At 45.2% G+C, this 19,190-nt stretch carries 16 protein-coding genes; 4 read left to right on the top strand and 12 right to left on the bottom strand.

The window, feature by feature from the left end:
- Positions 1-230 precede the first annotated feature (230 nt).
- From vpsR to xerD, 6 genes are all read right to left on the bottom strand, one after another.
- Positions 231-1,565, bottom strand: a complete 1,335-nt coding sequence (gene vpsR / locus AB4623_RS15965) for a cyclic-di-GMP-binding transcriptional regulator VpsR (RefSeq protein ID WP_017062873.1) — start codon at positions 1,563-1,565, stop codon at positions 231-233.
- Between the two features lie 271 nt (positions 1,566-1,836).
- On the bottom strand, positions 1,837-3,369 hold the full coding sequence (lysS, locus tag AB4623_RS15960) for a lysine--tRNA ligase (RefSeq protein ID WP_017059330.1): 1,533 nt from the start codon (positions 3,367-3,369) through the stop codon (positions 1,837-1,839).
- Between the two features lie 98 nt (positions 3,370-3,467).
- A protein-coding gene (gene prfB, locus AB4623_RS15955) for a peptide chain release factor 2 (protein ID WP_100208942.1) occupies positions 3,468-4,566 on the bottom strand; the annotation gives its coding sequence in 2 pieces (ribosomal slippage) (positions 3,468-4,490 and positions 4,492-4,566; 1,098 coding nt in all).
- A gap of 235 nt (positions 4,567-4,801) precedes the next feature.
- Entirely contained in the window at positions 4,802-6,538 is a 1,737-nt protein-coding gene (gene recJ / locus AB4623_RS15950; RefSeq protein ID WP_017059329.1) for a single-stranded-DNA-specific exonuclease RecJ, read from the bottom strand.
- 79 nt (positions 6,539-6,617) lie between these two features.
- Positions 6,618-7,397 carry a thioredoxin fold domain-containing protein gene (locus tag AB4623_RS15945; protein ID WP_017062874.1) on the bottom strand — a complete coding sequence of 260 codons (780 nt, stop codon included), beginning with the start codon at positions 7,395-7,397 and terminating at the stop codon, positions 6,618-6,620.
- A 26-nt stretch (positions 7,398-7,423) separates the two neighbouring features.
- Positions 7,424-8,338, bottom strand: a complete 915-nt coding sequence (gene xerD / locus AB4623_RS15940; RefSeq protein ID WP_017059327.1) for a site-specific tyrosine recombinase XerD — start codon at positions 8,336-8,338, stop codon at positions 7,424-7,426.
- Positions 8,339-8,488: 150 nt separating this feature from the next.
- On the opposite strand from xerD, the gene fldB reads away from it, so the two are divergent.
- Complete coding sequence (fldB, locus tag AB4623_RS15935) at positions 8,489-9,010, top strand: flavodoxin FldB (RefSeq protein WP_017062875.1); 522 nt, start codon at positions 8,489-8,491, stop codon at positions 9,008-9,010.
- Between the two features lie 146 nt (positions 9,011-9,156).
- On the opposite strand, the gene brnQ is transcribed toward fldB, so the two are convergent.
- Positions 9,157-10,470 carry a branched-chain amino acid transport system II carrier protein gene (gene brnQ / locus AB4623_RS15930; protein WP_065584721.1) on the bottom strand — a complete coding sequence of 438 codons (1,314 nt, stop codon included), beginning with the start codon at positions 10,468-10,470 and terminating at the stop codon, positions 9,157-9,159.
- A gap of 314 nt (positions 10,471-10,784) precedes the next feature.
- Between brnQ and AB4623_RS15925 the strand changes: the two genes are divergently transcribed.
- Positions 10,785-11,513 (top strand): tRNA1(Val) (adenine(37)-N6)-methyltransferase, encoded by a 729-nt coding sequence (locus tag AB4623_RS15925; RefSeq protein ID WP_017062876.1) that lies wholly within the window; start codon positions 10,785-10,787, stop codon positions 11,511-11,513.
- 107 nt (positions 11,514-11,620) lie between these two features.
- Positions 11,621-12,886 carry an ATP-dependent RNA helicase SrmB gene (gene srmB / locus AB4623_RS15920; RefSeq protein ID WP_017059323.1) on the top strand — a complete coding sequence of 422 codons (1,266 nt, stop codon included), beginning with the start codon at positions 11,621-11,623 and terminating at the stop codon, positions 12,884-12,886.
- Between the two features lie 115 nt (positions 12,887-13,001).
- Here srmB and yaaA read toward each other — a convergent pair whose 3' ends face one another.
- The gene (yaaA, locus tag AB4623_RS15915) at positions 13,002-13,778 is read right to left on the bottom strand and encodes a peroxide stress protein YaaA (RefSeq protein ID WP_372146849.1); all 777 of its coding nucleotides are present in this window, start codon (positions 13,776-13,778) and stop codon (positions 13,002-13,004) included.
- Between the two features lie 208 nt (positions 13,779-13,986).
- Entirely contained in the window at positions 13,987-15,414 is a 1,428-nt protein-coding gene (locus tag AB4623_RS15910) for a sodium:alanine symporter family protein (RefSeq protein WP_032545312.1), read from the bottom strand.
- Between the two features lie 709 nt (positions 15,415-16,123).
- Between AB4623_RS15910 and AB4623_RS15905 the strand changes: the two genes are divergently transcribed.
- Complete coding sequence (locus tag AB4623_RS15905) at positions 16,124-16,312, top strand: DUF3545 family protein (protein WP_017059319.1); 189 nt, start codon at positions 16,124-16,126, stop codon at positions 16,310-16,312.
- A gap of 151 nt (positions 16,313-16,463) precedes the next feature.
- Here AB4623_RS15905 and AB4623_RS15900 read toward each other — a convergent pair whose 3' ends face one another.
- The 3 genes from AB4623_RS15900 to nfo all read right to left on the bottom strand — a co-directional run bounded on the left by AB4623_RS15900 (position 16,464) and on the right by nfo (position 19,088).
- Complete coding sequence (locus tag AB4623_RS15900) at positions 16,464-17,015, bottom strand: hemerythrin domain-containing protein (protein WP_017070073.1); 552 nt, start codon at positions 17,013-17,015, stop codon at positions 16,464-16,466.
- A gap of 86 nt (positions 17,016-17,101) precedes the next feature.
- Positions 17,102-17,782, bottom strand: coding sequence for a uracil-DNA glycosylase (gene ung / locus AB4623_RS15895; RefSeq protein ID WP_017059317.1), 681 nt, complete (start codon positions 17,780-17,782; stop codon positions 17,102-17,104).
- A gap of 397 nt (positions 17,783-18,179) precedes the next feature.
- A complete protein-coding gene (nfo, locus tag AB4623_RS15890) occupies positions 18,180-19,088 on the bottom strand; it encodes a deoxyribonuclease IV (protein WP_372146848.1) in 909 nt (302 codons plus the stop codon).
- Positions 19,089-19,190: the final 102 nt, after the last annotated feature.

Below are 19,190 nucleotides of genomic sequence, written 5' to 3'. Positions count from 1 at the left end.
ATATTACTTTATATATAACATATTCACTATGATTATATAAAATCACAGAACATCTCTCTTAAAGACCGAGCCTCTAATAGCTCAATCTATCAACCTGTAAATCTGTCAATCTGTCAGCAGTCAACGATCAACGATCAACGAGAAGTTGTAGCAATGGATATAAAAAAACCACGCATCATGCGTGGCTCTTAGATTGACACTAACGGGATAGAATCAATGAATAGAGAGCTCTAAACAACACCTTCAGAAATCAGGCTATGTTTGTTCAGCAATCGGTACATGGTTGCACGCGAAACTCCAAGCTCCTTAGCGGCCAACGATACTTGACCACCATAAGATTCCAGAACAATCAGCAACGCATCTCGCTCTGAACGCTCACGGATACTTTTGAGACTGCGGCGCTCATCATTCTGTTTTGGTAAATCCAGTTGGTGATCCTCAATGATCACAGCATCAGACATCAACACAACACGCTTAATCTGATTCATCAGCTCACGCACATTTCCAGGCCAATGGTATCGATTCATCGAACGGATAGCATCGTCTGAGAAGCTCTTCGCTTGAGCATTAAACTCTTTCGAGTACTCACGCAGAAAATGATTCGCCAGTACTGAAATATCGCTCACACGTTCTTTTAAGCTTGGAACATGAATACGCAGAACATTGATATAGTGATAAAGCTCTTCATTGAAGTCGCCCTCGATCAACGCCTTCTCGATATCAGAGGAGTTCGCGGCCAGAATACGCACATCGACAGATTTAGGTCCATTCGCAGTTTCAATCTTACCTTCTTGTAGAAAGCGCAACAGGTTCAGTTGTTGATTGCGTGGCATCGCTAAAACATCATTAAGCAAGATGGTTCCGCCATCGGCTTCTTCCAACATACAAGGCGCAGTCGCTGACTGTGCTGATATGCCAAACACCTCGGCCTCTATTCTCATTTCAGACAAGGCACGACAGTTAACCGTTAAAAATGGTTTCTGTGCTCGCGACGAATTTTGATGAATCGAGCGTGCAATCGTCTCTTTACCAGCCCCACTCTCGCCATAAATCAAGATACTGACATCAGTCGGCCCAATACGCTTTACTTGGTCTCTCAAGCGCTTCACGGCCACAGAATCGCCTAGCAGTCCCATGTTGTTATTGATGCCGTAGTTTGGCCATACCTTCTGCTCAAGCTTAAGCATACCCAGTTGGTGACCAATGGTACTCAGCAATTGAGCATCTGGGATTGGTGCCGTGAAAAAGTCGATACAGAAGTTGACGATAAACTGGCAGATCGTATCAGAGCTTAATTGAGATTCACGGATAAAGGCGAGCCATCTCACCTGCTTGTTATTGCTCACAAGGTTAGCAATACCGTTGAGACTGAACTCATCATGACTAAGATCGACAATACCAATACATGGGCCAATATCAGCAATCAAGGCATCGGCTTTTCGTAAATCTGCACACTGGGTACACTGCCAACCCACTTGTTCTAACACTGATAACCAGGGTTCGTACGCACCACCAACGACGATAAGAGAACCTGGTAAGGAATCCATCTTAAATTGAGTTCCCATCCTTCTTCCTTATTCTATTTTTATTTAAATCAGACTAATACGAGTCACTGCTTCATCGTTCGACAAAATGCCGCGAGAGCGTATTCAGCGCAGAGACGTATAGTAGTGAGACTATCTTAGATTTTATGTCTCAATAGTAAGACTATGTCAGAAATAACGATTTTTCGAATCAAGAGTGCGGTACAGACTAGGTTTTGAAGCCCCAAAACAGAAAAAGCCACCCGAAGGTGGCTTTTTAATTACATAGGCTGTTACGCCCTATAAGCGAGAATTACGCCTGTGGACGCATTGCCGGGAACAAGATCACGTCACGGATTGTGTGCGTGTTTGTAAATAGCATTGCTAGACGGTCGATACCGATACCTTGACCCGCTGTTGGCGGTAGGCCGTGCTCTAGTGCAGTAATGTAGTCTGCATCGTAGTACATCGCTTCGTCATCACCCGCGTCTTTCGCGTTAACTTGCGCTTTGAAACGCTCGTCTTGGTCTTGTGCATCGTTAAGCTCAGAGAAACCATTCGCAACTTCACGGCCACCGATGAAGAACTCAAAACGGTCTGTGAAGAACGGGTTGTCATCGCTACGACGAGCTAGAGGAGAGATGTCCGCTGGGTAGCCAGTGATGAACGTTGGTTGAATTAGCTGAGGCTCAGCCGTTTCACCAAAGATCTCTTCTAGAAGCTGACCACATGTCCAGAACGTTTCTACGTCTACGTGTACAGATTTTGCGATAGCAACCATCTTTTCACGGTCTTGTAGGTCTGCTTCTGTTAGCGCTTGAATCTCAGCGTGCTCAGGGTTGTAGTGTTTGATTGCATCGAACATGCTCATGCGAGCGTAAGTGCCACCGAACTCAACCGTTTCGTCACCGTAAGGCATAGAAGTAGAACCAAGAACGTCCATTGCTGCCGTGCTTAGCATCTCTTCTGTCAGATCCATAAGGTCTTTGTAGTCAGAGTACGCTTGGTAGAATTCCATCATTGTGAATTCTGGGTTGTGACGTGGAGATAGACCTTCGTTACGGAAGTTACGGTTGATCTCGAATACACGGTCAAAACCACCCACCACTAGACGCTTAAGGTAAAGCTCTGGTGCAACACGTAGGTACATGTCGATGTCTAGTGCATTGTGATGAGTGATGAACGGACGTGCAGTTGCGCCACCCGGGATCACGTGCATCATTGGCGTTTCAACTTCTAGGTAGCCTTTCGCGCTCATGAAGTTACGGATTGAAGATACAAGCTTAGAACGCACGATGAATGCATTACGAGAATCTTCGTTCACGATTAGGTCAACGTAACGCTGACGGTAACGCATCTCTTGGTCAGTTAGACCGTGGAACTTCTCTGGTAGAGGACGAAGTGCTTTAGTCAGCAATTCAAACTCTTCCATGTTCACGTAAAGGTCGCCTTTACCTGATTTGTGAAGCGCACCTTTAACACCGATGATGTCACCGATATCTAGGCCTTGGTACTTCTCTTTCAGTACTTTTTGAACGTCTTTCGCTGCGTATGCTTGGATACGACCAGAAGTTTCTTGAATCGCAAGGAATGGACCACGCTTCGCCATAACACGACCAGCGATCGCAACGATGTGGTTAAGCTCTTCTAGCTCTTCCTTAGTCTTCTCACCGAATTCCGCTTGAAGATCGCCAGCTAGGTGCTCACGACGGAAGTCATTTGGGTGACCGTTAGCTTTGCAGTTTTGGCGGATGTGATCCAGCTTGCTGCGGCGCTCAGCGATTAGTTTGTTCTCTTCAGGTGAAGAAGCTTCTTGTGCGTTTTCGTTTTGAACAGCATCAGTCATTAGAGATGTACCCTGCTTTTAAAATTTGGACCGCTATATTTTTGCAAATATAGGCATTTTTACCAATATTATTGGTAAAGCTTAATAGTTGATAAAGCTTACAGACCTGATTTCAGGCTAGCTTCAATAAACTTGTCTAAGTCACCGTCAAGAACCGCTTGAGTATTACGGTTTTCGATACCGGTGCGTAAATCTTTGATACGAGAATCATCCAGCACGTAAGAGCGGATTTGACTGCCCCAACCGATGTCTGATTTCGTCTCTTCGCTCGCTTGTTTTTCAGCATTTTGTTTTTGAATCTCAAGTTCAAAAAGCTTAGCACGTAGCTGCTTCATCGCTTGATCTTTGTTCTTATGCTGCGAACGGTCATTCTGACACTGAACCACAGTGTTAGTCGGAACGTGAGTAATACGTACCGCTGATTCCGTGGTGTTTACGTGCTGACCACCAGCGCCAGAGGCACGGTATACGTCAATACGTAGGTCAGAAGGATTAATGTCGATCGTAATGTTGTCATCAATCTCAGGATAGATAAACGCAGATGCAAATGAAGTATGACGACGACCACTTGAATCAAATGGTGACTTACGAACTAGACGGTGAACACCAGTCTCTGTGCGTAACCAACCGTAAGCATACTCACCAGAAATACGTACCGTTGCGCCTTTAAGGCCAGCAACATCACCATCCGACACTTCGATAACTTCAGTCTTGAAGCCTTTCGAATCTGCCCAACGTAAGTACATGCGCAACATCATTGAAGTCCAGTCTTGAGCTTCTGTACCGCCCGAACCTGACTGTAAATCGATGTAGCAATCTGATGCATCGTGATCACCAGAGAACATACGACGGAATTCCAGCTTCTCTAGCTTAGCTTCAAGCTCGGCCAGTTCTGGTTCAATTTCATCGAACGTTTCTTGATCTTCTTCTTCAACCGCAAGCTCTAATAGGCCATCAACATCCTCAACACCTTGGTCAAGTTGGTCGATCGTTTCTACTACCGCTTCCAATGCAGAACGTTCTTTACCTAGCGCTTGAGCACGCTCAGGTTCGTTCCATACATCCGGTTGTTCTAATTCTGCGTTTACTTCTTCTAGACGCTCTTTCTTAGCGTCATAGTCAAAGATACCCCCTCAGGATATTTGTGCGCTCAGACACATCCTGCAGACGGTTTTTTATAGGATTGATTTCAAACATTTTAGCTCATCATTTATGAGTAGAATTTAACCGAAGAATTGTACTCAAAAGTGTGACGGAGATACAGAATTTTTTAGAGTGGTGAACCAAGATTCAACAACTTAATGGGATATAAAATTGACAGGCATAAAAAACACGTAAATTTTGTAAGGGCAGGAAGGAAAACAAGCCCTGTTTTTGAACAGAGCTTGTTGAATTTGGCACTATATGATGAGCATTATTGAGCCCAAAATCACTATTTGGCTTCGATATGATCAATCATCAGCTGCAACGATTGGTTGCCGCGAAATTCGTTGATATCGAGCTTAAATGCAAGATGAACGGTTTTTACTGATGCATCAGGCCAGCGACGTAGGTCGACGTTAAAGGCAATACCGTCAATCATCACATTGGTTGGGTGGCCTTTGTAGAGCGGCTCAAGCATCAGCTTAAGGTGCTTTTCACCCACCAGCTTTTGGTGCAGCACTTTAAACTCACCATCGAAGATTGGCTCAGGGAAAGCTTGTCCCCACGGGCCACCTGAACGCAGCGTTTCAGCGGTGTGCATCGAGAACTCTTCTGGTAACAGCTCACCATCAGACAAGATAATGCCCTTCAGTGCTGTTTCTCCAAGTTCATTCTTCACCACATCATTGAACAGCTTGCTGAAGCGTTCAAAGTCCTTTTCCATGATGGTTAAACCAGCCGCCATTGCGTGGCCACCAAATTTAAGAATCAAGCCAGGGTTTTGAGTATCAATTCGGTCCAATGCATCACGCATGTGCAGACCCGGAATTGAACGACATGAACCTTTGATACTGCCTTCGCCGCCATCTGCAAACGCAATCACTGGGCGGTGGTATTTGTCTTTGATACGCGAAGCCAAAATACCAATCACACCTTGGTGCCAATCACGTTGGAATAGTGCCAAGCCAGAAGGTAGGTCGTCTTTACCAAATTCAAGGCGCTCACAAAAAGCCATCGCTTCTTGCTTCATACCCTCTTCGATCTCTTTACGTGTTTGGTTCAAGCCATCTAACTCACTCGCCATTCGACGAGCCGCATGGATGTTGTTACTCATTAGCAGCTCAACACCAAAAGACATGTCGTCTAATCGACCAGCTGCATTGATACGAGGACCAAGAGCAAAGCCAAAGTCAGACGCCACCAAACGCTTAGCGTCTCGCTTAGCAATTTCGATCAAGGCTTGAATGCCCGGACGAGCTTTACCCGCACGAATACGTTGCAAACCTTGATGAACTAAAATTCGGTTGTTTTCATCGAGTGGAACCACGTCGGCAACCGTACCCAGCGCCACAAGGTCAATCAGTTCCATCAACTTAGGTTCTGTCATGCCGCGCTCTGCAAACCAACCCAATTTACGCATGTGAACACACAATGCCATCATCAGGTAAAAAGCGACACCAACCCCCGCTAGGGCTTTCGAAGGAAAAGCACAGCTCTCAAGGTTTGGGTTAACCATCGCATCGACCATTGGCAGTTCATTGCCCGGCAAGTGATGGTCGGTAACCAGAACCTCTAGTCCTTTCTCTTTAGCGAAGCGAACACCTTCAATAGAAGAGACACCGTTATCAACCGTCATGATCACTTCGGCGCCAAGCTCGATTGCCTGTTCGACAACCTCAGGGCTCAAGCCATAACCATCTTCAAAACGGTTTGGTACCAGATAATCGACGTTAGAACTGCCCAACATACGTAGAGCAAGTACGGACAACGCTGAACTGGTTGCGCCATCGGCATCAAAGTCACCAACAATGATGATGCGTTTTTGCTGCTGAATGGCCTTGAACAACAGTTCAACCGCAGCATCAATGCCACCCAGTTTTTGATAAGAGTGCAAGCCTTTCGCTGCTGTCTCTAGTTGGTCAGCACTGTCGATTCCACGACTCACATAAATACGCTTTAATAAGTCAGGTAAGTGAGCAGGTAAGACTGAAATGTCGACCTCAGGACGGCGTTGGATCTCTATCATATAAAAATGGGCCCGATATCAATCAGGCCTCTCCTTAAATCAAAAACATGGGGGATAAATGGCAATACAGAAAACGAGATTATTGCTCTAAACGTTGAAGAAGTTGTGCTGGCGGCAAGTAACCACTCACCAACTCACCACTTGCTAGTACGATAGCCGGTGTACCATTGATGCCAAGCTCACGACCCAATTGGTATTGTTTAGCAATGATCTGCTTCTGCTCTGCTAGGTCTTTACCAGACGCTGGCATTTGACGATTTACTTTAGCGTCATGCATCGCTGTTTTTGGATCATCTGACGCCCAGATTGCCGCCATTTGATCAGCAACTTGTCCTGTCGCACCTTGACGCGGGTAAGCCATGTAACGAACGGTAATACCCAGATCGTTGTAGCCCTGCATTTGGCTGTGCAGACGAACACAGTAGCCACAGGTAATATCCGTAAATACCGTCACAACGTACTTTTCGTTATCAGCTTTATATTCGATAACCGTATCCGACATTGCTGCTACTTTTTCAGCATTCAACGGAGCTTGACGCTCAGCCAAAACATCACTGAACTTTCCGTTTTCATCCAAAGAGTAAAGTGTACCGGCTAGAAAGTGATCGCCCTCTGGAGAAGAAAAGATAATGCCGCTGTTGGTTTGAACTTCTAAAAGACCATCGATATCCGAAGGCACAATCTTATCGACCTTAATACCGATTTTTTCAAAACGCTTAGTTAACGCAGCTGTATCAATAGCTTGAGCTGGAGCAGCTTCTACGGCTGTTGATGTTGTTTCTACTTTCGCTTCTGATGCATTACATGCAGTAATCATAAGAGGAAGCGCTAGTAGAGGAAGACGGCGTAATACGCTCATTAAGTTCACCTTAAAAATAAATGGATTTAAGCACGTGGGTGATGCTGCGCGTGAATTTGCTTCAGCCTTTCAGTCGCCACGTGAGTATAAATTTGGGTTGTCGATAAGTCACTATGCCCAAGTAACATCTGTACGACCCTGAGATCTGCGCCATAGTTCAGTAAATGCGTCGCAAAAGCGTGTCTCAATACGTGTGGTGACAACAGCTCTGTATCGATCCCAGCGACGACCGAGTAGTGCTTAATACGATACCAGAACGTCTGACGGGTCATTTGCTTGGCGCGTTTACTCGGAAAAACCACATCAGAACTGTTTTCGCCAAGTAGATGTGGACGACCTTGTTCAATAAAAGTCTCTATCCAATCCACCGCATTTTCGCCCATTGGTACTAAGCGCTCTTTGCCACCCTTACCAATAACACGCACCACGCCCTGTCTTAGGCTGATGTTTTCCATCGTCAAGCTAACCAGTTCTGTCACACGCAAACCGGTTGCATAGAGTAACTCAAGCATCGCCTTATCGCGAAGCTCAATCGGATCGTTCGGATCTGGCGCATCGAGCAAAGCATCAACCTGCTCTTCGCTCAAATCTTTCGGCAAGCGTTGCGGCAGCTTCGGGCTGATCAACAAGGCACTTGGATCATCGCCTCTGATTTTCTCGCGGTGCAAATATTGGAACAAGCGACGAATCGCCGACAACATACGGGCACGAGAGGTCTGCTTAAAATCGGCGTCGGCTAACCAGCCTTGATAATCCTGTAAACCTGAAAGGCTAATGAAGTCGAGGCGGTAATTGTTCTTTTCCATCCACGCTAATAACTTGGACAAATCGGTACGGTACGAGACAAGCGTATTCTCCGATAATCCTCGCTCCATCCACATAGCATCTAAAAACTGCTCAACGAGACCGTGGTCTGCGCTCTGCCCTTGAGGCGACTGCATAGTGTTACTCACAATATTGGAAACTGTTTTGAGAGTATGCCAGAGCAAATATGAATGCCATAAAAATTACGACTTGAGCGGATAATCGCTGCAATCGAAGTCGATTTATGGTTAGAATTCGCCATCTGAAATTAAAATCGAACGTTTGCTATGAAAATTGGATTATTTTACGGCTCAACCACCTGCTACACAGAAATGGCAGCAGAGAAAATTCGCGGCATTATTGGTGAAGACCTAGTTGATATCCATAACGTGAAAGAAAGCCCTCTTTCATTGATGGCGGACTACGACCTTTTATTGCTGGGCATCTCGACTTGGGACTTCGGTGAAATCCAAGAAGATTGGAATGAACTGTGGGAAGACATCGCAACCACGCCTATGAAAGGCAAGGTTGTGGCTCTGTTTGGTTTGGGTGACCAAGAAGGCTACGGCGAATGGTTCCTAGATGCGATGGGTCTATTGCATGATGAACTGAAAACCGCGGGTGCAGAGTTTGTTGGCTTCTGGCCAAACGATGACAGCTACGAGTTCGAAGCGTCTAAAGCGTTAACCGAAGACAAATCTCAATTCGTTGGTTTGGCGCTTGATGAAGATTCACAATACGAGCTAAGCGACGACCGTATCGCAAGCTGGGTTGAGCAAGTACTGGTTGAGTACAGCGAAAAGCTATAACCAAACAGAAGTACTCCCGGCTAAGTAGCTAACCAAGTAACTAGCTGGATATAAAAAGACCACAGAATACAAAAAGGCCTCATTACTGCGAAGTAATGAGGCCTTTTCTATTTCATCTCGAAGGACAATCTAATCTCAACGGAAGATTAAACAGTCTCCTCAGCCATCTCTTGCTCTGTTGATTTACCAACGAAGAACATACAGATGATTGCAGCAGTCGTTGGAAGCAACCAACCCATACCGATCTCAAACAGTGGCAGCATCTTAAGTGCAGACACGTCTACACCCGCTACTTTAGCGCCATCAATAAGAGCAAACAGCAGTGACACTAATACTACTACGCGGTAAGCCACTTTTGGATTAGGGAAACGGCTACGTAAGAATGTCAGAGCAACCAACGCGATAGCGACTGGGTACAGTGCAAACAGTACTGGAACAGACAGAGAAATCAGTTGAGAAAGACCAACGTTCGCAACGGTTGCACAAGCTACACCATTGATGATTACCCAAGTCTTGTAAGACAGAGGCGTTAGCGAGCTGAAGTAATCAGAACATGCTGACACAAGGCCAATCGCCGTAGTTAGACATGCTAATAGTACGATCACAGAAAGCACTAGCTGACCAGAAGGACCAAACAACGATTGAACGTATAGGCTTAAAATAGCACCGCCATTGTCTGCACCAGCTGCGACTGTTGCACTTGTTGCGCCTAGGAAAAATAGAGAGATGTAAACAAACGCCAGACCCGCTGCGGCAATACAACCCGCGCTAATTAGGTACTTAGTCGTCGCTGCACGGTCAGTAATGCCCTTGCTACGAATCGCATCAACAATCAGCATACCAAACATCAAAGAAGCAAAAGTATCCATGGTGTTGTAGCCTTCAAGGAAACCTTTGGTTAGTGGTTGAGTGATGTACTCACCGTGAGCCGCAAGAATATCGCCTTGAGGGTTAACGAATACAGCAATCGCCAGCACAACCAAACCAACGAACAGTGCAGGTGTTAGCACCTTACCAATGACGTCAATAAGCTTACCTTGCGACCATGAGAAGAACATCGCTACTGCAAAAAATGCAATCGAAAAGAGAGTTAGGTGAGCTTGAGAGGCATCGATGAAGAACGGTTTCACCGCCATCTCATAGGCAACAAGGCCAGTACGCGGTGCAGCAAATGCAGGACCGATAATGATAAAGATCAGTACAGCCATGATGGTTGCTGCTTTCTTAGGAAGATCTTTAGTTAAGTGACCCCAAGAGCCACCAGCCACTGCGACCGCGACGATAGTGATTAACGGCAGACCAACGGCAGTCAGCAGAAAACCAGACATCGCTGGAAGGAAGTGATCACCGGCTAATTGGCCAGCTAGAGGTGGGAAGATGATGTTACCCGCACCCAAGAAAAACGCAAAAAGCATAAAGCCCAATGCCATTATATCTGTTAGTTTTAGACTCTGTTTCACAGATAATCCTTAATTATATTTATGAATTTATGTTGTGCTTACATGAATGTTACAGCTCAAAGCTGCCAATCAATCTATAAAATAGTCGCGCATAATGACGAAACAACTGGCTAGCTGCAAGTCACCACACAAAAACACCATATAAATTTGCATATGAGAACAAAAAGCAGTGGATTCCACTAGCTATAGAAAAATAGCCACAATTATAAACTAACCATAATGCACAACAATATTCTTCCAAGCAGAACATTGATTCATACAAGCGGTTAACATTAGAGCTAATCACTTAAAATATCTCGATACTCAGAACATTAATGAAAGACAAAACAGTGCAAACTAAAAGCTTCAATTTTAAGCAATTCTCAATTTACGGCGGGAAAAGCGGTATGCCAGTCAGTACCGATGGCGTATTACTTGGCGCTTGGGTAAGCCTGCCACAAAGATCATGTGTACTCGATATTGGAACCGGGACAGGTCTGCTGGCTTTGATGGCTGCGCAGCGTTTTGAAGATGCTTCAATCTCTGCGATAGATATTGATCAACACGCTATTGATGCTGCCACTGTCAATATTGAGCAGTCGCCTTGGCAAAATCGTATCTCCCTTGATCACGGCAGCGTGTTAACAACCGACTTTCCACAAAGGTTTGATGCGATCATCTGTAACCCGCCCTACTTCAACTCTGGAGAACAGGCGCAGCAAAGCCAAAGAGCCACCGCCAGGCACACCGACAGCTTGGATCATTTAGCGCTTGCCCAGCGTTGTTTCGAGATAACAACCGACGCCGCGACTGCCAGTTTCATCCTACCGACGCCTGAGGGGGAAGGTTTTATCAAGCTTGCCGAGCAATGTGGTTGGTATCTAGCAAAACGCCTTGATGTAAAAACAACAGATAAAAAGCCAGCTAGCCGAATTTTATTCGAGTTATCTAAAGATCCTGCTTGCGAGCAAGATTTGCAGCGCGAATCGCTTACAATTCACCATCAAGGTGGTTATAGCGAAGCATTTATTGCGCTCACTAAAGATTTTTATCTCAAGATGTAGCAAATACCATGTGATCCTAATCACTAATGCTTCTATAATGTCCGACTACTCTTTTTTATCGTCTGCTTTTTGAGGCAGAAACATTTATTGCTTGTGGAGAAACAACAGTGATCAGAACCTTTGCAGAACTCGATCTAAACCAAGAGCTGCTTAAAGCAATTGACGAAATGGGCTACGAACGTCCAACACAGATACAAGCTGAAGCAATCCCACAAGCGTTAGATGGAAGAGACGTTTTGGCTTCTGCGCCAACAGGTACTGGTAAAACAGCATCATTTGTATTGCCAGCACTGCAATACCTACTGGATTTCCCACGTAAGAAATCTGGCCCTGCACGTATGCTTATCCTGACGCCAACGCGTGAGCTAGCAATGCAGATCACCGAACAAGCACGTGAGCTTGCTAAATACACCAGCCTAAATATCTTCACGATCACGGGCGGTGTTATGTACCAAGAGCACGCAGATATCTTAAGTACAACTCAAGATATCGTAGTAGCAACACCTGGCCGTTTGATGGAATACATTGAAGGCGAGCGTTTTGACTGTCGTGCGATTGAATGGCTGGTTCTAGATGAAGCCGACCGCATGCTAGACATGGGCTTTGGTCCTGTTGTTGACCGTCTGTCTGCAGAGTGTCGCTGGCGTAAACAAACTTTACTGTTCTCAGCAACACTAGAAGGTAAAGGCATTGAAGGCTTCACTGAAGATCTACTTAAAAACCCAGCGGAGATCGATGCGAAATCATCACTTCGTGAGCGTAAGAAGATCACTCAGTGGTACCACCGTGCAGACACGGCAGAGCACAAGCTAAACATCCTAAAGCACGTCATCACAGAGCAAGCTGAGCGCAGCATCGTATTCTTGAAGACGCGTGATCGTCTAGGTGATCTACGAGCTCAACTTGAAAGCGCGCAAATCCCATGTGCGTGGATCCAAGGTGAAATGCCTCAAGATCGTCGTAACAACGCGATTGCTCGTTTCCGTGACGGCTCTGTAAACGTACTACTAGCGACTGACGTTGCTGCTCGTGGTATCGACCTTCCAGACGTAAGCCACGTAATCAACTACGACATGCCACGTACTGCTGACGTATACCTACACCGTATTGGCCGTACGGCTCGTGCTGGTAAAAAAGGTAACGCGGTTTCTATCATTGAAGCGCACGATCAACTAATGATTGAGCGTGTGGCTCGTTACACAGACGAACCAATCAAAGAACGCTTCATCGAAGGCATGCGCCCTACGCATAAGAAAGCGGCCGTGACTAAGAAGAAGAAGCCGAAGAAAGAAGATAAGAAAGCGGTAGAGAAACAAAAAATCGCGAAGAAGAAAAAAATCGCGAAGAAAAAGAAAGCAGCAAAGAAGAAGTAATCTACCAGCTTCAACGATTCAATAAAAAAGCCCCATGCAGTTCGCTGCATGGGGCTTTTCTCTATCTGGTCTGTTATCAGGCTAAAACCGAGAGCTACTCGTTAGCCAAGGACTACTAGTTTTGCTCTTCGCGCTTAAAGACAAGCTCTTTCGCGTTCGACTCTTCTTCAACGAAGTAGTAGCCCGCCGTATCAAACTGGGTCAGCGCCTCAACCGAGTCGATCTTGTTCTCGATGATGTAGCGAGCCATCATGCCACGCGCTTTCTTCGCGTAGAAACTGATCACCTTGTACTGACCGTTCTTGCAGTCTTTGAATACAGGGGTAATCACTTGGCCATCCAAGTTCTTCGGCTTCACGGCTTTAAAGTATTCGTTAGACGCCAAGTTGATCAACACATTGTCGCCTTGAGCATTCAACGCTTCATTCAGCTTGTCTGTGATGATGTTGCCCCAGAACTGGTACAAGTTAGTACCACGAGCATTGGCTAAGCGTGTACCCATCTCTAGGCGGTATGGCTGCATCAAATCTAATGGCTTAAGCAAGCCATATAACCCAGAAAGCATGCGCAGGTGGTCTTGTGCGTAGTCAAAATCTTCATCCGATAGCGTTTCAGCGTCTAGGCCAGTGTATACATCGCCTTTAAAGGCTAGGATTGCTTGGCGTGCGTTGTCTTGGGTAAAGGTCTCGCTCCACTGCTCAAAGCGCGCTACGTTCAACCCTGCGATTTTATCGCTGACTTTCATCAGTGCAGAAATATCTACTGGCGTCAGTTTGCGGCACTCTTCAATCAGCTCAGCAGAGTGTTCAACAAACTCAGGCTGACTAAAGCGTTCCGTCGCTAATGGTAATTCGTAATCAAGTGTTTTGGCTGGAGAAACGACAACTAACATAACTTTACCCTAATCGGTTATCTAACTGGATGCTGCTAGAGTATAGAAAAAACATCAACTTGTCTTTATGACTGTTCCTATTACTTCGATAGGGAGAATGAGCTTCGATAGACAGAATGAGACAAATGACAGGCAAACAAAAAGGCTAAGGTCGAAACCTTAGCCTTTCTAATCACTTTAGGATGAGCCGTTTATCGCTCCAACAAGATTACTTCTTGTTGTTGTCCCAAATACCGTCTTCCAGCTGAGACTTAAGCTCTGGGAAGTCATTCGAATCGAATGTTGGTACTTTACCCGCGTCTAGTTGGCGGTTGTAGTCTTTAGCTAGCTTAATCACGATGCCTGATAGCAGGATAATCGCCACCAAGTTAACAATCGCCATTAGGCCCATCGATACGTCAGCCAGTGCCCATACCGTTGGTAGAGTTGCTAGAGAACCGAACATAACCATACCCAGAACAACGATACGGAACAGCACTAGGCCTTTCTTGTTGTTGTGCTCAAGGAAGATAAGGTTCGTTTCAGCGTACGAGTAGTTTGCAATGATTGAAGTGAAAGCGAAGAAGAAAATCGCTACCGCTACAAAAATGCCGCCCCATTCGCCCACTTGTGCTGTTAGTGCACGTTGCGTTAGTTCGATACCCGTTACTTCACCGTGTGGTACATACTCACCAGACATCAGGATGATTGCGACTGTTGCTGAACAGATAACAATGGTATCCATGAACACGCCTAGCATTTGCACGTAACCTTGTGATGCTGGGTGCGGTGGGTAAGGCGTAGCAGAAGCTGCTGCGTTTGGCGCAGAACCCATACCCGCTTCGTTCGAGAACAAACCACGTTTGATGCCGTTAATCATCGCTTGTGCGATTGCGTAACCTAGGCCACCCGCTGCTGCTTCTTGCAGACCGAATGCACTCTTGAAGATAAGAGCCAGTACTTCAGGCACTTTCTCGATGTTCGCGAACATCACGTACATAGCGATCGCTAGGTAAGCCAATGCCATGATTGGAACGATGATTTCTGCTGTGCGTGCAATCTTACGGATACCACCGAAGATAACGAACGCAGAGATGATTACGATACCAACACCAACGTAGCTACGCTCAAGGTCGAATGCCGTATTCATTGCGCTTGCAATCGCGTTCGCTTGAACCGCGTTGAATACAAGACCAAATGCAATGATGAGGAAGATAGAGAATAGAACCCCCATCCAACGCATGCCTAGGCCTTTCTCCATGTAGTATGCAGGGCCGCCGCGGTAGTTACCGTCGTTATCACGCGTTTTGTATAGCTGTGCCAGTGTGCTTTCTGCAAACGATGTTGCCATACCTAGCATTGCGATTAGCCACATCCAGAAGATAGCACCAGGGCCACCAGCGGTTAGTGCTACAGCAACACCTGCCATGTTACCCGTACCTACACGAGCAGCGAGACTAGTACAAAGAGCTTGGAAAGAAGAGATACCAGCACTGTCTGCTTTACGGCTGTTTCTAAGAACAGAGAACATGTGGCCGAAATGGCGGAATTGAATGAAGCCTAGTCGTACAGTGAAGTAGATACCCACACCAACCAGTAAGTAAACTAAGATAGATCCCCAAAGGAGATCGTTCATCAAATTGATTAAGTCTGTCACGTGAACCTCGTAATTGAGTTTAAGCACCGATCATGCTTCCTAGCCTTCCTCTTAATCGCCTATGCCTCTGTCAATGTTGTGTCGGCACTCTTGTTATATTCTTGCGGCGATTGAGACTGTAAATGTCGCTTCATGCATCCATTTTACGTATCAGTGTATTTTTTGACGGGCGGATAATGCAGCGAGACGGCCTAAAAATCAATATGCAAATACACTTATATTAAAATGACATTTCACTAATAACACACCTTTTGTTAACACAACTTTCAACAATGCAGCCCAATAAAAGTCACATTATCGGGACATAATATCAACAACAGCCACGGCACTACACCAACAAGAACACCATCCTATAAAAATGACGTCAGCCTAGGTTTTACAAGGTATAGTGAAGATCTTCGTTTTTTTCTAGGCCAATGAGATCCCTATACCGCACGGTACCATGTGCACTTCAATGCATTGTAGTCAAAACGCTATTCCATTCGCACAATGAATTAACATTCAATAACCCCCAATTTAATCGTTTACTTAGGTTTGATTGCCTGTTTTTTATACATAATAATTATCACAATGTGTGAGCATGCATAAGAAAATAGAACAAAAGCTTCATGGATTTGAAACAAATGAGAAACAAATCAAAGTTATTGTGAACCTAAATATGATATTTATTGGTTCGTAAGAACTAGTCCCACGGAAGGAGATATGGCTTATGGATAGCTTTCAATTCGATGAAGTATCAGAACTAGAAATGCCTCGTGTAACTCAAAAATCACGCTCGAAACCACTCAAGCGTAAGTGGCGTGAAATCGAAGCCATCAACGATCGTAGGCAGCTTGAGAAAGAGCTGAGAGAGATGAACCTAGGTCTTGATTTTAGCCTTGACGATATAAAACTTTAATCAGCACGATAAGAAATCAGATAGCAAAAGGCACCTATATAGGTGCCTTTTTTATTTTTTGAGGTAGTTAATCCGCTCAAAGCGCCATTTGGAAACCAACCCTCTAATATAGAGGACACCAAAAATAGGTGCACCTCAACATTACAACGGGCTAAACACACTCTTGTTCATTTTGTCGAACCCGAGCCGCGAGTTGGCGATATTGATCGGCGATGGTCTCTCCAAAAACAGGGTCATCTTCCGGTTGAAGCCATTGAGACTCCACTTCTTGCCAATCTTTCACCGTGAACGCCTCAACAATCATGGGTAGCACATGCTTCTCTTCATATTCCATGTGCTTTCGCTGAGCCTTAACAAACGCTTCAAGCTGCTCAATAAAGACTTGCTGAGGAACCACCGCATCTTGAAGGATCATATCGACCAAACCTAAAAAGTCCGCCGTTTTCTCAGAAAGCAATTGATGCTCTAACTCCAAGTCTTCAATCGCTTGCTCGCTGCCATATTGCTTAAGATAGTAGCGATAAATGACGTCTTCTTTAGGGTGATGCACTTTGTCTGAATGGTTCATAAGGTAATGAACCACCTCTGCGATCAGGCTATAGTTTATTTCTCGCTCCTGTTTCAGAAACTCTAACTTACTGTTGAGTATCGCGAGTAAACGAGCCATATAGCCATGCTCTCGTCTTATCCTTTCAATCATCATAGTATTGCACTCCATTACACCTACTATTTATAAGTGTATACGAATATGCTGATTTATGATTTGACCCTGCTCAGAAAACCACCAACCTACACTTCTGTTGGTAAACGCCAGTCAATAGGTTGTTGATCCATAGAAGAAAGCAGCTTGTTGGTTGTAGAGAAATGCTGACAACCGAAGAATCCACGGCGTGCCGATAATGGCGATGGGTGAGGTGCAACCAACACATGATGCTTGTCGTCATCAATCGCTTGACCTTTCTTCTGGGCGTGTGCGCCCCACAACAAAAAGATGATCGGTTCAGAGCGCTGATTGAGCTCAGCAATAATGGCATCGGTAAAGGTTTCCCAGCCACACTTAGCATGTGAGTGTGCTTTTGCCTCTTCGACTGTAAGGACTGTGTTCAACATCAACACCCCTTGCGATGCCCAAGAATCGAGATAACCATGACTAGGAATCTCAAAGCCCTCTATATCTTGTGCAAGCTCTTTGTACATATTGCGTAGAGAAGGTGGGATTTTCACACCAGGAAGCACTGAGAATGCTAAGCCGTGAGCTTGGTTAGCACCGTGATAAGGATCTTGCCCTAAGATAACCACTCGCACGGATTCGAAAGGCGTCATATCAAAGGCACTGAACACCTGTTCTTGTGGCGGGTAGACGGTTTTACCACTATTACGTTGCTGTTCAACAAACGCGAGGACACTCTGAAAGTACTCTTTATCACGTTCATCATTAATAATGGATTCCCAAGTCTTTGGTGCGGTCATCGTTTTACTTCCCAATCATCAAGGTTTCTAGCGGCTTTCGCCAGACAAAAAAATAGCTGTATCGGCTAACTGTCCTAAATAAGGCTCTAGTTATACCTCATACAGCTATCAATAAACATGATGTGTAGGGTTCACTTGTTGATGAATCATAATAATCAGTTCAAGTTGTGCTTATCTCGATTAACCACTTTTCTGCTGTGTACGATGGTGGCCGTGGTTATGCACGTGACGGTTTGGTGTAGGTAAACGGCGTGCGACAGCAATAGTTGAAGTTTGGGTGATTGAATACATAAAGGCACCTCCTCTAAGACATCGTGAACTACATATTCACTTTAATACTATGAAAGAAAGGTGCCAATTTTTAGAAATAGACGGAAATAAATTTCCCCCTCTATTATTACGCTTGTTCGCTCGCTAGCGTTGCTGAGCGATGAAACATTCTAAGTTGTTGAATTTCCTCTTTCCAGATCGTCGAATCAATGGTTTCCAAGATAAGAGGGATACCATTAAAGCGAGAATCAGAGGCAATATACTCAAAACAATCCCAGCCAATTTCGCCTTTTCCTAAAGAATGGTGTCGATCGACTCGGCTCGCGAACTCAGCTTTTGAATCATTGATGTGCATTGCTCTTAGATAGTGCATACCCACGATGCGGTCGAACTCAGCAAAAGTATGCTCACACGCCTCTTTTGTACGTAAGTCATAGCCAGCAGTAAACGTATGGCAGGTGTCTAAGCACACACCAACACGTGACTTATCTTCTACCTGCTCGATAATCTCTGCTAGATGTTCAAACTTCCAACCCAGATTAGTGCCCTGCCCAGACGTATTCTCGATCACTGCGATTACGTCAGGTACCGCTTGATGAGCTAGGTTGATCGATTTAGCGATCTTCGCCAAACATTCGCTTTCTGAGATTTTCTTTAAATGACTCCCAGGATGAAAATTCAAAAGCGTTAATCCAAGTTGATTACAACGCTCCATTTCATCAATAAAAGCCGCGCGTGATTTCTCTAGCTTCTCTTCTTCTGGTGCTCCTAGGTTAATAAGGTAGGAGTCATGAGGAAGAATGTGCTCAGCACCGAAGCCCAACATTTTGCAATTAGCTTTAAAGGCACTAATGGTTTTCGCTTCTAGCGGTTTTGCCGCCCACTGTCTCTGGTTCTTGGTAAACAGTGCAAACGCATTGGCGCCAATTTCACGTGCACGCATAGGCGCCTGATCAACTCCACCAGCAGCCGAGACATGAGCGCCAATAAACTTAATATTTGTTTCCGGTTTTGAGGATGAATTATTGTTTGTCATTAAATCACTTTACACTTTCAGAATGCTTAATAAATAAAGGGTCGTATCGGTTGTAGTTCAATAAAAACACAACAAATGTAGTAAACTTACAACAAATATGAC

This window comes from Vibrio sp. 10N.222.52.C12, from assembly GCF_041474215.1.
Lineage (GTDB): Bacteria > Pseudomonadota > Gammaproteobacteria > Enterobacterales > Vibrionaceae > Vibrio > Vibrio crassostreae_C.
This window is presented reverse-complemented; position numbering and strand designations above follow the sequence as displayed.